Origin of the sequence: Streptomyces sp. NPDC059564 (assembly GCF_042735575.1) — a bacterium.
Lineage (GTDB): Bacteria > Actinomycetota > Actinomycetes > Streptomycetales > Streptomycetaceae > Streptomyces.
In genome coordinates, this window is sequence record NZ_JBHWBP010000202.1 from 1 (window position 1) to 13615 (window position 13615).

A 13615-nucleotide genomic window follows, 5' to 3' on the forward strand; every position below is an offset into this window, starting at 1 on the left:
GGCCGGCGGCGGCCGCGCGCGGTGACCGCCCTGCTGCTGGCCGCCGTCCTGGCCGCCGGGATCTACGGCGTCGTGCGGTGGCTCCCCGACGGGGACTTGGGCAGCAGCGCCAAGCCCGGCGGCGGTGCCACCGGCCCGGCGGTCGCCACCCCCGCCGGATCCACTCCGTCCGGATCCGTTCCCGCCGCGCCCCCGCTGGGACCCCGTACGAGCTCCTCCGCGAGCCCGTCCGCCGCCCCGAAGGGCAGCCTCCTCACCCCGGACCGCGTCCGCACCGCCCTCGCCGCCCTCAAGGCGAAGACCGGCACCACCACCTTCGCGAAGATGACCGTCTACGACGAGTACGTCCTCGCCTCCGTCCCCACCTCCCCCGGAGCCCGCACCCTCGACCTCTGGCAGTACCGCGGCGGCGCCGTCACCCGCTCCGGCCCCTCGGGCACCGTCAAGGACGGGGACCCCGTGATCGACATGGCCGCCGTCAACTGGGACGCCCTGCCCGGGCTCCTGGAGCAGGGCCGACGCGAACTCGAGGTCCCGTACCCGACCTCGTCGTACGTCATCGTCGAGCCCTGGATGATGGACCAGATCCCCTGCATGCGGCCCTACCTCAGCGACGCGTACGGACAGGGCGGCTACCTCCTCGCCGGTATCGACGGCACGGTCAGGAAGGCCGTCCACTCCTGACACCGCGCCCGGCCGTGACATTCGTACTGCCGGAGTCCGTACGGGCGCATCTGTCCGGCGAGGGGCCCCGTCCCTAGCGTGGTGGACATGACGAATACCCCGAGCGCGGCGCACCGCGCCCCCGCCGCACCGCCCCCGGTCCCGGACACCGCGCCCGCGATCCGGTTCCGGCACGTCGCCAAGTCCTTCGGCGCCGTCCGCGCCGTCGCCGCGCTCGACCTCGACGTCCGGCGCGGCGAGTGCGTCGCGCTGCTCGGCCGCAACGGCGCCGGAAAGTCCACCGCCATCAGCCTGCTCCTCGGCCTGGACGAGCCCGACGCGGGCAGCGTCCGGCTGTTCGGAGGGACCCCCGCCGAAGCGGTACGGGCCGGGCGGGCCGGCGCGATGCTCCAGGAGGGGCGCGCCGTCCCGCGGATCACCGTACGGGAGCTCGTCACCTTCGTCGCCCGGACCTATCCGGCGCCCCTGTCCGTCGCCGAGGCGCTCGGACTCGCGGGTCTCACCGCCCTCGCCGGCCGGCGGATCGACCGGCTCTCCGGAGGCCAGGCCCAGCGCGTCCGCTTCGCCGTCGCCCTCGCCGGAAACCCGGAGCTGATCGTGCTCGACGAGCCCACCGCCGCCCTCGACGTGGAATCCCGCAAGGCCTTCTGGGCGTCCATGCGGGGCTACGCCCGGCGCGGCAACACCGTCCTGTTCTCCACCCACTACCTGGAGGAGGCCGACGCCCACGCCGACCGGATCCTGGTCCTGGACCACGGCCGGATCGTCGCCGACGGCACCGGCGAACAGCTGCGCCGGGCCGCCGGCGGCTCGCTGGTCTCCTTCGACCTGGCCGGACGTCCCACGGCGGGCCTCGCGGACCTGCCCGGGGTCACCTCCGTCGAGGTGCGCGGCGACCGCGCCCGGCTCCGTACGCACGAACCGGACGCCGTGGTCGTCGCCCTCGCCGCCCTGCGGGCCGTCCGCGGCATCGAAGTCACCGCGGCCTCGCTCGACGACGCCTTCCTCGCCCTCACGGGCGCCCCCGAAACCCCCGCCGCCGCCCCGGAGGGTGTCCGATGATCACCGCGTACGCCGGTCTCGAAGTCCGCCGCACCCTGCGCGACACCGGCTTCGTCTTCTTCGGCGTCGGCATGCCCGTGCTGATGTACCTGCTCTTCACCAACCTCGGGACCGTCGAGAGCGAATGGAAGACCGCCTCGATGGTGGCGATGGCCGCCTACGGAGCCCTGGGCGCGGCCCTGTCCACCGGAACCGGCGTCGCCGAGGACAAGGGCACCGGCTGGCTCCGCCAGCTGCGGGTCACCCCGATGACCCCGCGTCAGGTGGTGGCCGGCCGGGCGCTGACCGGCTCGGTGATCGTGCTCCCGGCCATCGCCGCGGTGCTCGCGGCCGGCGCCCTCGTGAACGGGGTCCGCCTCGACGCCTGGCAGTGGGCGGCCGTCACCCTCGTGCTCTGGCTCGGCGCGCTCCCCTTCACCCTGCTCGGCATCGGCAACGGCTACCGGCTGACCGCACAGACGACGGGGCTGGTCAACGTCGCCTGCAACCTGGTCCTTTCCATCGTCGGAGGCCTCTGGTTCCCCGTCGAGCTGTTCCCCAACTGGCTGCGCTCCCTCTCCGCGCTCACCCCCACGCACCGTTTCGCCGAGATCGGCCAGTCCCTCGCGGCCGGCGACGCCCCCGGCCTCGCGGCGGTGACCGTGCTCGCCGTGTGGGCCGCGCTGTTCGGCTCGTACGCGGTCCTCTCGTACCGTCGGTCCGCGAGGACGGTCTAGATCATGGGGCAGGGAGAACGACACATGCGAGGCGACCGGACCGGCTTGCGGCAGTGGCGGGCCGGGAGGGAGCGGAGGCGCGCGCGGGCCGCGGGAGAGGAGGCGTGCGGCGAGGCGTCCGGCCACCTGCCAGGCACGATGCTCCCGCGCAACGCCCTGACCCTGCTGCCGTGGCTGCTGCTGGGCATGGGGGCCGTCTCGAACATCGTCCAGGGCAAGACCCCCAATCCCTGGGTCGGAGGCGCGGGCCTGCTGGCCTTCAACTCCCTCTACATCACCCTGGTGTTCCGGGCCTTCCACGAGCGGGCGCGCACGGCGCCCAGTACCCGCTGGTGCCTCGTCGCGCTGGGTGCGGTCACCTGCGCCCTGGCCCTCGCCTACGGAGGCACCTGGCTGCTGTTCTTCCCGCTGCTGGGCCTCGCCACGGGCGCGGTCGTCCGGGGCCGCGGGCTCGGCCCGGTGATGATCCTCGTGACCACCGTGGCCGGGGTGATCGCCGGGCGGCAGGAGGGCCTGAGCGCCATCGGCATCGCCTACGGGACCTTCCTGTCCGGCATGGTCACCGCCGCCCTGCTGGCCCTGTCGGAGACGGTCAAGGAGCTGCGCGACACCCGACAGGAGCTGGCCCGGGCGGCCGTGGACGAGGAGCGGCTGCGCTTCTCCCGCGATCTGCACGACCTGCTCGGCCACACCCTGTCGGTGATCGTCGTGAAGTCGGAGGCCGCCCGCCGGATCGCCCCGCGCGACATGGACGCGGCGCTCGACCAGGTACGCGACATCGAGTCGGTGGGCCGCCAGGCCCTCACCGAGATCCGGGAGGCCGTCACCGGCTACCGCGACGCGAGCCTGGAGGCCGAACTCGACCGGGCCCGGAACGTGCTGAGCGCCGCCGGCGTCGAGCCCGTCGTACGGCGGTCCGGGCCCCCGCTGCCCGCGCAGACGGCGGCCCTGCTGGGCTGGGTGGTCCGCGAGGCCACCACCAACGTCATCCGGCACAGCGGGGCGGCCACCTGCGAGATCGAACTGCGCGGCTCCGCGGAGCGGGCCCGGCTGGTGATCACCGACGACGGCCACGGCGTAGGCTCGGCCCCGCCGGGCAGCGGGCTGACCGGCCTCGGCGAACGGCTCGCCGCGGCGGGCGGCACCCTCGACAGCGGACCGGTGCCGGGCGGCGGCTTCAAGGTCACCGCCGAACTGCCGGTGGAGCCGGCCGGTCACGAGGACGGGGAGAACCGATGATCAGGGTCCTGCTGGCCGAGGACCAGGGCATGATGCGCGGCGCGCTGGCCCTGCTGCTCGGGCTGGAAGAGGACATCGAGGTCGTGGCGCAGGTCGCCGCCGGGGACGAGATCGTGCCCGCCGCGCTCGACGCCCGGCCCGACGTGGCCCTCCTCGACATCGAACTCCCGGGCCGCAGCGGCCTCGACGCCGCCGCCGACCTGAGGACGCGGCTGCCCGGCTGCCGGGTGCTGATCCTGACCACCTTCGGCAGGCCCGGCTACCTGCGCCGGGCGATGGAGGCCGGGGCGGCCGGGTTCCTGGTGAAGGACGGCCCGGTGGAGGAACTGGCCGCCGCCGTCCGCCGGGTGCTCGCCGGGGAGACCGTGATCGACCCGGCGCTGGCGGCCGCCGCGCTCAGCGCGGGGCCGAACCCGCTGACGCCGCGCGAGAGGGACGTCCTGGGCGCCGCCGCCGACGGGGCGACCGTCGCCGACATCGCGGTGCGGGTGCACCTGTCGGAGTCGACGGTACGGAACTACCTGTCGGCCGCCATCGGCAAGACCGGCACCCGCAACCGCATGGAGGCCGTCCGCGCGGCCCGCCGCCAGGGCTGGCTCTGAGGGGCTGCGCGTCCGCGCGGTGCGGGGGTCCGTCAAGCGGGCCGGTCAGTAAGCGCCGTTGACGTTGTCGATCGAGCCGTAGCGCGCGGCCGCGTAGTTGCAGGCCGCGGTGATGTTGGCGACGGGGTCGTACGAATCCATCGGCGTGCCCGGCACGTGGTAGGCGCGGAACGTCGGGTCGATGACCTGGAGGAGGCCCTTCGAGGGGATTCCGGCCGCGGCGTTGGAGTCCCAGTTGTTGATGGCCATCGGGTTGCCAGAGGACTCGCGCATCACGTTGCGGTGAATTCCGTTGTAGGAGCCGGGAATTCCGTGCCGGGCCATGATGTCCAGGGACTGCCGGATCCAGCCGTCGAGGTTGTTCCCGTACGTCGTCGTCGCGGCGGCGGGCTGGGCCGCGATCGTCGTGGCCCTGGCGGCGGCGGCCTTCGCCGCGGCGCCGAGGCTCAGCTTGAGCCCGGGGCGGATGACCGAGGGGTCGGCGCCGATGGCGTTGCGGTTGGCCGCGTAGAGGGCCTGCCAGCCGCCGCTCACCGAATGCTCGGCCGCGATCTTCGAAAGGGAGTCGCCGCCGACCACGGAATAGGTCGGAGCGCCGACCGCCTTTTCGACCGCGGGCTGCGCCGCGGGCTGTACCGCCGGGCGTGCCACGGTGCTGACGGCCGGGGCCACGGCCGGCTGGGTGACCGCCGCTCCGGCCGTGGTCGCGCTGATCAGCGGGAGGGCCAGCGCCGCTCCACCCGTGCCGGCGAATGCCAGGCGGCGGGCGAGGCGGTGCTGCTTCGGCCGGCGGTGCTTACCCTTTGCGGACATGGCGCATTTCCTCACGTGGGGGTACGGGAGAGCCCCGGCGAGGGCCGGATTCGGCACGCGGCCACCGGGAATGAGGGTGACCGTAGGCGAATGCTCAGGGCCGGAACAAGACACGAATTCCGAAGGGAGATCGACTTCCCTGCGGCGGCCCGGTAAATGACCTTGAATGGCTCTCCCGGAAAGCGTCGATTCCCTTTCCGGGAAAAGGAAAACGGCGCGACGGGGAAATTGATGTTGGCCGGGCGGGCGTGACTCACATCACGGTTTGAAGCCGCGTGGACCCGCCCGGCGCAATACGGCCAATTAGCCGCCCGATCCTACGGATTCGGGCGACGGGAACGATGGCGGCGAATCGCCCATCCCGCCCCTTTTCCGGCGCCTTCCGGGCGGGCTTCCCCTCAGCGCCGCTCCGCCAGCAGCTCCCGTACGGCCGCCACCGCGGCCCGCGGCTCGTCGGCATGCAGCCGCACGCTCCGCACCCGCCTGCGCCGCCCCCACAGCCCGACCGCGGTGACCGGCCGGGCCAGCTCCAGCGTGACGGAGGTCTGGGCGGCGACGGCCACCTCCAGCACCCCCTCCTCGACCCGGTTCGCGTCGGGGAAGCGGGTCTCCACGCGCGCGGAGGCGATCAGCGCCGCCGGCACCCACAGGTCGAGCGACGCCCGGTACCGCACCCGCACCCCGCCGGGCCCCACCACGTGCGGCCGGGTCACCGCCGCCGCGTGCAGTCCGAGCACCAGCAGCACCGTGTAGAGGTCGAGGACCAGCATCACGAGATGGGCCGCCGGGTACGGGGCGAGCAGGAAGGACACTCCGACCGTCTCCACCGCGAACACGAAGACGAGGCCGTACGAGGTCGGCGCCTGGGCGCGCGCGTACCCGAACGCGGTGTCGCCCTCGCCGACCCCGTCCCGGCGCCGGACGGCCCACAGGGCGAGGCTCCTCATCCAGCGCCGCTCGTGCGCCGCCAGCCGCCGCAGGCGGTCTGGCGCGCTCAACTTCCCCGCCGGTTCCCCGTGTTCCCCCGTCCCCATGCGCCCCAGTGAATCATGAGGGGGTCAACTGCCCCGTCAACTGCCCCTCAACCGCTAGATTTCGGCCAACTCCTTGAGGGTGGCCGCCACCGACTCCGGGGATGCCGGGAGCAGGGGGAGGCGGACGTCCGGGGTCGGGATGCGGCCCTGGGCGTGCAGGACTCCCTTGACCACCGACGGGTTGGGTTCCGCGAAGGCCGTCGCCGAGAGCCGGGCCAGCGCGTGGCCCAGCGACCGGGCGCGGGGGACGGCACCGGCCCGCCAGGCCGCCGCGAGTTCCACGAAGCGCTCCGTCGCCAGATGCGCCGAGGCCAGGATCCCGCCCGACGCCCCCAGCGCGAGCAGCGGCGACAGGTACGCGTCGTCCCCGGCCAGCACGGCGAACCCCTCCGGGAGGCCGCCCAGCAGCGCCACCGTCTCCTGGTCGATCCCGCCCGCCGCGTACTTCACCCCGGCCACCCCCGCCAGGGACCCGATCGCCCGCAGCGCGGCCGCGTCCAGCGGCTGCCCCGTGCGGTACGGGATGTGGTAGACGACCAGCGGTACGGGGCTCACCTCGGCCAGCCGCGCGAAGTGCGCCAGCACCCCGGCCGCCGCGGGCCGTACGAACGACGGCACCGTCACCAGCGCCGCCCCCGCCTCCGGCCACCGCGCGAGGCGCGCCAGCGAGGCCTCGCTCGCCCGCGTCCCGCTCGCCCCGGCCCCCACCGTCAGCAGCGCACCCCGCTCCCGGCAGACCCGGGCGCAGACCTCCGTGACCAGGTCGCGCTCCGCCTCCTCCAGGGTGGCCGTCTCGGCGGTGGTGCCCAGGGCCACGATCCCGGCCGCGCCCGCGTCGAGCACCCCGTGCGCGAGGGCCTCCAGGGCGTCGGCGGCGATGTCCCCGGCCCGGTCGAAGGGGGTGACGAGCGGGACGTGGATCCCGTCCAGGGTCACGGTGCCGGCCGCTGCCGTCTCATCTGTGTCCAGTCGCATGGGAAGAGCTTCGCCCGCCCCGAGCGTCGAATCCAGTTCGCTTTTCTTACCCGAACCGTAAGCTGAGCCGATGCTCGACGTACGCCGCCTGCGGCTCCTGCGCGAACTCGCCCGCCGCGGCACCATCGCCGCCGTGGCCGAGGCCCTGGCCTTCAGCCCGTCCGCCGTCTCCCAGCAGCTCACCGTCCTGGAGCGGGAGGCCGGGCTGTCGCTGCTGGAGCGCACCGGCCGCCGCGTCCGGCTCACCCCGGCCGCCCAGAACCTGGTCCGGCACGCCGACGCCGTGCTGGAGCGGCTGGAACAGGCCGACGCCGACCTCGCCGAGGCCCGCAGCGGGCTGGCCGGGGCCCTGCGGATCGGTTCCTTCCCCACCGCCACCCGGGCCATCGTCCCGGCGGCCCTGGTGCACCTGGCCCGGCGCCATCCGGGGCTGGAGCCGATGATCAGCGAGACCGACCCGGCGGCGGTCGCGCACGCGCTGCGGGCCGGGGACCTGGACGTGGCGCTGGTGCACGAGTACGACTTCGTGCCCGCGCCGCCGGAGCCGGGGCTGGCCACGCGGCCGCTGTACGGGGAGGCGATGTACCTGGCGGCCCCCGCCCCGGGGAGCCCCGGAGTCGTGGCCCCGCAGGACGGCGCCCCCGGCCAGGACGCCGTCCTGCGGGCCCACCGGGACGCGCCCTGGATCACCGCCACCCCCGGCACGCTCTGCCAGGCCATGACCGTACGGGCCTGCCAGGCCGCCGGGTTCACCCCCCGGGTCCGGCACCAGGTCGACGAGTTCGCCACGGTCCTCGCGCTGGTCGCGGCGGGTCAGGGGGTGGCCGTCGTGCCGCAGCTCGGCGTCACGGGACCGGCCGGTCCGGGCGTCGTCCTCACCCGGCTGCGCATGGAGCGCCGCACCAAGATCGCGTTCCGCAGCGGCGCCGGGGCCCACCCCGCCGTGGCCGCCTTCGCCGCCGCCCTGCGGGCCGCCGTACCGCCGGATCTGGCCGCACCGCGCGCGGAGGCGTGACACAACTCCCGTACCGGGCGGCGCCCGTGTACGTTCGAAGATCCAGACCGATCCGAGCAGAACGGGGTACGACGTGACACATCGCGTACGAGGGGTCATCGCGCGGAGCAAGGGCGCACCGGTGGAGACGACCACGATCCTCGTGCCCGACCCGGGGCCCGGCGAAGCCCTGGTCAAGATCCAGGCCTGCGGGGTCTGTCACACCGACCTGCACTACCGCGAGGGCGGCATCAACGACGAGTTCCCCTTCCTCCTCGGTCACGAGGCGGCCGGGATCGTCGAGTCCGTCGGCCCGGACGTCACCTCCGTCGCCCCCGGGGACTTCGTGGTCCTCAACTGGCGTGCGGTGTGCGGCACCTGCCGGGCCTGCAAGCGCGGCCGCCCCTGGTACTGCTTCGCCACGCACAACGCCACCCAGCCCATGACCCTGGAGGACGGCACCCCGCTCTCCCCGGCGCTGGGCATCGGGGCCTTCGCCGAGAAGACCCTGGTCGCCGCCGGGCAGTGCACCAAGGTGGACCCGGCCGCCTCCCCGGCCGCCGCCGGCCTCCTCGGCTGCGGGGTGATGGCCGGTCTCGGCGCCGCCCTGAACACCGGCAACGTCGGGCGCGGGGACTCGGTGGCCGTCATCGGCTGCGGGGGCGTGGGCAACGCGGCCGTCGCCGGAGCCCGGCTCGCGGGCGCCTCGAAGATCATCGCGGTGGACCTGGACGACCGGAAGCTGGAGTGGGCGCGGGGCCTGGGCGCCACCCACACCGTCAACGGCCGTACGGAGGACGTCGTCAAGGCCGTCCAGGCCCTGACCGGCGGCAACGGCGCGGACGTCGTCATCGAGGCCGTCGGCCGCCCGGAGACCTACCGGCAGGCCTTCTACGCGCGGGACCTGGCGGGCACGGTGGTCCTGGTCGGCGTCCCGACCCCGGAGATGAAGCTCGAACTCCCGCTCCTCGACGTCTTCGGCCGCGGCGGCGCCCTCAAGTCCTCCTGGTACGGGGACTGCCTGCCCGAGCGGGACTTCCCCCTCCTGATCGACCTGTACCTCCAGGGCCGCCTGGACCTCGACGCGTTCGTCTCGGAGACGATCCCCCTCGACGGGGTCGAGGAGGCCTTCACCCGCATGGAACGCGGCGAGGTCCTCCGCTCCGTCGTCGAATTCTGACCGGCCGCGCGCCGTACGGTCCGGGGCGGGCTTCCCCGCCCCGGACCGCTCAGGCCCCGAGGAGCGCGAGCAGCGCGCGGACGGCCTCCACGACGGGCACGCCGACCGCGCCGACCGTGGCGGCGATCCCCGCCACCGCCATCAGCGCCCGGTGCCGTTCGGCGGGCTCCACGGCGGCCGGATCCGCGGTGATGGCCGCCAGGGAGGAGTCGATGCAGCGCGCGGACTCCGGCGGTACGTGCGCGCGCAGCTCCGCGAGCAGGGCGAGGAGCTCACGGACGGCCTGCTCGGGGGAGCGGGCCGCCGGGGACCCGCCCTCGTAGACGATGCCCTTGTTGCCCTGGCCGCCGAACATGTTCACGGTGTCACCGCTCATCCGTGGCTCACCCCCGTGTTGCCCCGGCCGCCGTACATGTTGACGGTGTCGCCGAAGTAGTAGTTGCCGGGATTGCTGATCGTCAGCCGCTCGACCTGGACGCGGAGTTCCGTGTCCGGATGCTCGATGGCGTACGCGATCTGGTGCACGAGCGGGTTGAGCTGCTCGCGGCGGCCGGTGACGAGGGCGGTCGACTGCCCGTTGGACTCGACGGCCAGGACGAAGTGGGAGCTCGCGGTGAGGACGGACATCATGTCCCCGAAGTAGTAGATCAGCGCGACCACGGTGGCGAACCAGACGAAGGCGATGGTGTTTTCGAAGTCCCCGTCGCCCCGTGAGAGGAAGCCGGCGATGGTGCCGAACACGGTGAACGCCAGCGCCGCGAGGAGCGTCAGCGCCGTCCTCCGGGCGAAGGTGACCGCGGCCTCCCGGCGCCGTGGCTTGAGGACGAAGGTGTAGATGCGGGCGACGTTGTGCAGCGGGTACGCCGCCCCTCCCACCCAGAGCAGCCTTTTGGTGACGGTGAGGTGGAGCAGACCCGGCACCTCGCGCGGGATGGCCGGCGGCTGCCCCGGCGGCCTCTGCGGGACCGGCGGTGCGCCGGGCGCGAGCGGAGGTGGCTGCGGCGGTGGTGGCCCGTTCGTTTCCATACATCCCCCTGAGACGGAAACCGCGTCGGAGCGGAGCCCCATTAAGAACCTGCCATGCCCCTGCCACAAGACGAATTCAGGCCCCGCCCTCCACCGCCGCGGGGAGCACCGCCGTGCGCTCCCGGCGGTGCTTTCGCCTAGGGTCGGCGTATGAGTGAACGAGCTGATCAGCAGGCGCCCTTGCAGCCCATGCCCACCGACTGGCGGCGTGCCCTGGCGGTGGTCGCGCACCCCGACGACCTCGAGTACGGCTGCGCGGCGGCCATCGCCGACTGGACGGACGGCGGCCGTGAGGTCGTCTACGTCCTGGCCACGCGCGGCGAGGCGGGCATCGACAGCACCGCCCCGGCCGAGTGCGCCGCGCTGCGCGAGGCCGAGCAGCGCGCGAGCGCGGCGGTCGTCGGGGTCTCCGTCGTGGAGTTCCTCGACCACCGCGACGGGGTCGTCGAGTACGGCCTCGGCCTGCGCCGGGACGTCGCGGCGGCCATCCGGCGCCACCGCCCCGAGCTGGTGATCACCCTGAACCACCGCGAGACCTGGGGCGGCGCCGGCGGCGGGGGCTACTGGAACACCCCCGACCACCAGGCCGTCGGCCGCGCCACCCTCGACGCCGCCGGCGACGCGGGCAACCGGTGGATCTTCCCCGAGCTGATCTCCGAGCAGGGGCTGGAGCCCTGGAACGGCGTGCGCTGGGTCGCCGTGGCCGGTACCTCCACGCCCACCCACGCGGCCGACGCGGGTCCCGGTCTGGAGCGCTCCGTCAAGTCCCTGCTGGAGCACAGGGCGTACATCGAGGGGCTGACCAGCCAGGACCCCGAGGAGTACGTACGGACCTTCCTGACCGGCAACGCCGAACAGGCCGCCGCCCGCTTCGGCGGCCGTCCGGCGGTGGCGTTCGAGGTCTTCCCCCGCTGACGCGCGACCCCGTAATCTGACGTTCCATCAGGTGAGGTCGGGCCATCAGATGGGTCAGGGGGCGGCACAAGGTGATCGACACCGTCTCCACGGAGATCGACGAGGGCGCGGAGCGGATCCGGCTGGACGTCGAGGACGGCATCGCGCTCCTCACCCTCTGCCGGCCGGACCGGCTCAACGCCTGGAGCTGGGAATCCACCCGCCAGCTGGGCCTGCTGGCCGACCGGATCCGCTTCGACCCGTCGGTGCGCGCGGTACTGCTGCGCGCGGAGGGCCGGGCCTTCTGCGCGGGCATCGACGTCACCGCTCCCGGCGGGGCGATCACCGGCGGATCCCCGGCGGAGCGGACCCGGAACTACTACGAGGGCATCCGCTGGGTCCACGAACGCTTCGCGGTCCTCGCCCGCCTCCCACAGCCGGTCGTCGTCGCGGTCCAGGGCTACTGCCTCGGCTTCGGCTTCGAACTGGCCCTCATGGCGGACGTCCGCGTCGCCGCCGAGGACGCCGTCTTCGCCCTGCCCGAGGCCCGGCTCGGCGTGGCGGTGGACGCCGGGGGCGATCTGCGCGTCGCCCGGGAGGCGGGCGCCGGCTGGGCCAAGTTCCTGGCCCTGACCGGCCGCCGGATCGACGCCGCGACCGCCGAACGCCGGGGCCTGGTCCAGCTGGTGGTCCCGCCCGCCGAACTGGACACCACCGCCCGCGCCCTGGCGGCGGAGATCGCGGCCAACGCCCCGCTCGCCGTCCAGGGCATCAAGCGGAGCATCGACGCGTACGCCGACGCCGCGCTGCCCGCCGCCCTGGACCGCGTCGCCATGACCGCCGCCCTCACCCTCACCTCCGAGGACTCCCGCGAGGGCTACGGCGCCCAGGCGGCCCGCCGCACCCCGCGCTTCAGGGGAGCGTGAGCACCGGCCGGACGGTGAAGCAGTCCCAGGCGTGCTCCCCGTCCGGGCCGTAGGCGAACTCCGCCATGCCCGGGTTGCGGTGCGCCGTGGCCAGCGGCAGCCAGCCCAGGAGGTCCCCGTAGCCCCCGCAGACGGCCGCGCCGCCGTCCCCGCCGTGGACGGACCCGCGGTCGTCGCTCAGCTCCGCCGCGTAACTGTCGTAGGCGATGCGCAGCCCGAAGGCGTTCGGCTCGTGCCGGATCCCGCCGTCTCCGTACGAGGGCTCGCCGAGCGGGCACTCGTCGCCCCAGCGGAAGAGGCTGCCGGCGCCCGCACCGCAGGCGTGCTCCCACTCGTCTGCGCCCGGCATCCGCAGCCCGCGCGCCGCCAGCGCGGCCGGCATGTAGTCCGGGAGCTCCGGCGCGGCCTCGTCCCGCACGGCCATCAGTACGGTGGCCAGTTCCACGGTCCGGACCGGGCTCAGCTCCTCGGCGAGGTGGGCCCTCAGGTCCGGTCCGGAGCCGAATCCCTCGTCGAGGCTCTCCGCGTAATCGGCCTCCTGGGCGGGCGTCGGCCGCCAGGCGTCCGGGTCGAAGCCGAGCCGGACCCGCCCGCCGGGTATGAGCGCGAACTCCTGCCCCTGCCGCTCGATCCGCGCCCGGTGGAAGGGCCCGCCGAGGTGCTCGACGGTCTCGACCGCGAGCATCCGGCCGCCCACCCGTGCGGCGGCCCCGTCGGCGAAGCGGCGGGCGGCGGCGAGGTCGAGCGCACGCCACCGCTCGAAGGTCATGTCGGCGAAAGTCATGGCCCCATCCTGGCAGCGCCCACTGACATCGGCCCTGGTGGCGCCCGGTCACGGGGCGAACGGGCCGCGCCCCAGCTGGTCGCGCAGCGGAACCACCTCGGGCTGGACCAGGGAGCGCCGCTGCCAGTTGGCGCCGTCGACGACCAGGGTGTGGCCCGTGACGAAGCGGGCGTAGGGAGAGGCCAGGAAGGTGGCGGCCCAGCCCAGTTCGCGGGGGGCGCCGACGCGCAGCGCGGGCTGCCGGGCGTCCTTGGCGCCGGCCGCGCCGCGTTCCAGACCGCCCCGGATGTCCGCCGTCATGTCGGCGTGCGGGACCAGCCCCGGGACGAGGCCGTTGATCTGGATGCCGTACGGGCCCCACTCGACGGCGAGGGTCTCCACCAGGTTCTTCACCCCGGCCTTCGCGGCGGCGCTGTGGGCGAAGCCGGGCCCGCCGGTCCAGGCGTAGGAGGCGCCGATGTTCACGATGGACCCGGGGGTGCCCGCCGCGAGGTGGCGGCGGGCGAACTCCCTGGTCGTGAACCAGGTTCCGGTCAGGGTGGTGTCCACCACCGCCCGCCAGGCGTTGGGGGACAGGTCCTCCGCCGGGCAGGGGAAGTTGGCGGCCGCGTTGTTGACCAGCACGTCCGGAGTCCCGAGCGCCGCCTCGGCCGCGTCGAACACCTCCGCGACCCGCTCGGGGGCCC

Annotated in this window: 15 protein-coding genes and 1 pseudogene; 9 read left to right on the plus strand and 7 right to left on the minus strand. The window is 74.3% G+C overall.

Going from position 1 to position 13615, the window contains the following annotated elements; all coding sequences use genetic code 11:
• The 5 genes and pseudogenes from ACFV0Q_RS27395 to ACFV0Q_RS27415 form a co-directional block, all read left to right on the plus strand.
• A pseudogene (locus ACFV0Q_RS27395) lies at positions 1-684 on the plus strand (hypothetical protein); the annotation flags it as partial.
• An 87-nt stretch (positions 685-771) separates the two neighbouring features.
• Positions 772-1746 carry an ABC transporter ATP-binding protein gene (locus ACFV0Q_RS27400; RefSeq protein WP_385009031.1) on the plus strand — a complete coding sequence of 325 codons (975 nt, stop codon included), beginning with the start codon at positions 772-774 and terminating at the stop codon, positions 1744-1746.
• A complete protein-coding gene (locus ACFV0Q_RS27405; protein ID WP_385009032.1) occupies positions 1743-2462 on the plus strand; it encodes an ABC transporter permease in 720 nt (239 codons plus the stop codon). Before ACFV0Q_RS27400 ends, ACFV0Q_RS27405 begins: the two co-directional genes overlap by 4 nt.
• A 24-nt stretch (positions 2463-2486) precedes the next feature.
• A complete protein-coding gene (locus ACFV0Q_RS27410) occupies positions 2487-3701 on the plus strand; it encodes a sensor histidine kinase (protein ID WP_385009033.1) in 1215 nt (404 codons plus the stop codon).
• Entirely contained in the window at positions 3698-4303 is a 606-nt protein-coding gene (locus ACFV0Q_RS27415; RefSeq protein WP_385009034.1) for a response regulator, read from the plus strand. Before ACFV0Q_RS27410 ends, ACFV0Q_RS27415 begins: the two co-directional genes overlap by 4 nt.
• A gap of 45 nt (positions 4304-4348) precedes the next feature.
• Here ACFV0Q_RS27415 and ACFV0Q_RS27420 read toward each other — a convergent pair whose 3' ends face one another.
• The 3 genes from ACFV0Q_RS27420 to ACFV0Q_RS27430 form a co-directional block, all read right to left on the minus strand.
• On the minus strand, positions 4349-5116 hold the full coding sequence (locus tag ACFV0Q_RS27420; RefSeq protein ID WP_385009035.1) for a transglycosylase SLT domain-containing protein: 768 nt from the start codon (positions 5114-5116) through the stop codon (positions 4349-4351).
• A gap of 398 nt (positions 5117-5514) precedes the next feature.
• Entirely contained in the window at positions 5515-6114 is a 600-nt protein-coding gene (locus tag ACFV0Q_RS27425; protein ID WP_385009036.1) for a hypothetical protein, read from the minus strand.
• 90 nt (positions 6115-6204) lie between these two features.
• Positions 6205-7125, minus strand: coding sequence for a dihydrodipicolinate synthase family protein (locus ACFV0Q_RS27430; RefSeq protein WP_385009037.1), 921 nt, complete (start codon positions 7123-7125; stop codon positions 6205-6207).
• 70 nt (positions 7126-7195) lie between these two features.
• On the opposite strand from ACFV0Q_RS27430, the gene ACFV0Q_RS27435 reads away from it, so the two are divergent.
• Positions 7196-8140, plus strand: coding sequence for a LysR substrate-binding domain-containing protein (locus ACFV0Q_RS27435; protein ID WP_385009038.1), 945 nt, complete (start codon positions 7196-7198; stop codon positions 8138-8140).
• A 73-nt stretch (positions 8141-8213) separates the two neighbouring features.
• Positions 8214-9299: an S-(hydroxymethyl)mycothiol dehydrogenase gene (locus tag ACFV0Q_RS27440; protein WP_385009039.1), complete on the plus strand. Its 1086-nt coding sequence runs from the start codon at positions 8214-8216 to the stop codon at positions 9297-9299.
• Between the two features lie 49 nt (positions 9300-9348).
• Here ACFV0Q_RS27440 and ACFV0Q_RS27445 read toward each other — a convergent pair whose 3' ends face one another.
• Both ACFV0Q_RS27445 and ACFV0Q_RS27450 read right to left on the minus strand, forming a co-directional pair.
• Positions 9349-9675: a hypothetical protein gene (locus tag ACFV0Q_RS27445; RefSeq protein WP_385009040.1), complete on the minus strand. Its 327-nt coding sequence runs from the start codon at positions 9673-9675 to the stop codon at positions 9349-9351.
• Complete coding sequence (locus ACFV0Q_RS27450; protein ID WP_385009041.1) at positions 9672-10220, minus strand: DUF6232 family protein; 549 nt, start codon at positions 10218-10220, stop codon at positions 9672-9674. Before ACFV0Q_RS27450 ends, ACFV0Q_RS27445 begins: the two co-directional genes overlap by 4 nt.
• Before the next feature lie 255 nt (positions 10221-10475).
• On the opposite strand from ACFV0Q_RS27450, the gene ACFV0Q_RS27455 reads away from it, so the two are divergent.
• Both ACFV0Q_RS27455 and ACFV0Q_RS27460 read left to right on the plus strand, forming a co-directional pair.
• A complete protein-coding gene (locus ACFV0Q_RS27455) occupies positions 10476-11240 on the plus strand; it encodes a PIG-L deacetylase family protein (RefSeq protein ID WP_385009042.1) in 765 nt (254 codons plus the stop codon).
• 71 nt (positions 11241-11311) lie between these two features.
• Positions 11312-12145 (plus strand): enoyl-CoA hydratase/isomerase family protein, encoded by an 834-nt coding sequence (locus tag ACFV0Q_RS27460; RefSeq protein WP_385009043.1) that lies wholly within the window; start codon positions 11312-11314, stop codon positions 12143-12145.
• Here the strand turns inward: ACFV0Q_RS27460 and ACFV0Q_RS27465 are convergent.
• Together ACFV0Q_RS27465 and ACFV0Q_RS27470 are read right to left on the minus strand one after the other, a co-directional pair.
• Positions 12132-12929 carry a hypothetical protein gene (locus ACFV0Q_RS27465; protein ID WP_385009044.1) on the minus strand — a complete coding sequence of 266 codons (798 nt, stop codon included), beginning with the start codon at positions 12927-12929 and terminating at the stop codon, positions 12132-12134. The genes ACFV0Q_RS27460 and ACFV0Q_RS27465 overlap by 14 nt on opposite strands.
• A 48-nt stretch (positions 12930-12977) precedes the next feature.
• Positions 12978-13615, minus strand: a 638-nt coding sequence (locus tag ACFV0Q_RS27470) for an SDR family oxidoreductase (RefSeq protein ID WP_385009045.1), incomplete at its 5' end; no start/stop codon positions are given.

Bases quoted from the DNA above. Each gene is read 5' to 3' on its own strand.
- ACFV0Q_RS27435 (WP_385009038.1), top strand. From the start codon at position 7,196: ATGCTCGACGTACGCCGCCTGCGGCTCCTGCGCGAACTCGCCCGCCGC.
- ACFV0Q_RS27445 (WP_385009040.1), bottom strand. From the start codon at position 9,675: ATGAGCGGTGACACCGTGAACATGTTCGGCGGCCAGGGCAACAAGGGC.
- ACFV0Q_RS27400 (WP_385009031.1), top strand. From the start codon at position 772: ATGACGAATACCCCGAGCGCGGCGCACCGCGCCCCCGCCGCACCGCCC.
- ACFV0Q_RS27430 (WP_385009037.1), bottom strand. From the start codon at position 7,125: ATGCGACTGGACACAGATGAGACGGCAGCGGCCGGCACCGTGACCCTG.
- ACFV0Q_RS27405 (WP_385009032.1), top strand. From the start codon at position 1,743: ATGATCACCGCGTACGCCGGTCTCGAAGTCCGCCGCACCCTGCGCGAC.
- ACFV0Q_RS27420 (WP_385009035.1), bottom strand. From the start codon at position 5,116: ATGTCCGCAAAGGGTAAGCACCGCCGGCCGAAGCAGCACCGCCTCGCC.
- ACFV0Q_RS27465 (WP_385009044.1), bottom strand. From the start codon at position 12,929: ATGACTTTCGCCGACATGACCTTCGAGCGGTGGCGTGCGCTCGACCTC.
- ACFV0Q_RS27455 (WP_385009042.1), top strand. From the start codon at position 10,476: ATGAGTGAACGAGCTGATCAGCAGGCGCCCTTGCAGCCCATGCCCACC.
- ACFV0Q_RS27410 (WP_385009033.1), top strand. From the start codon at position 2,487: ATGCGAGGCGACCGGACCGGCTTGCGGCAGTGGCGGGCCGGGAGGGAG.
- ACFV0Q_RS27415 (WP_385009034.1), top strand. From the start codon at position 3,698: ATGATCAGGGTCCTGCTGGCCGAGGACCAGGGCATGATGCGCGGCGCG.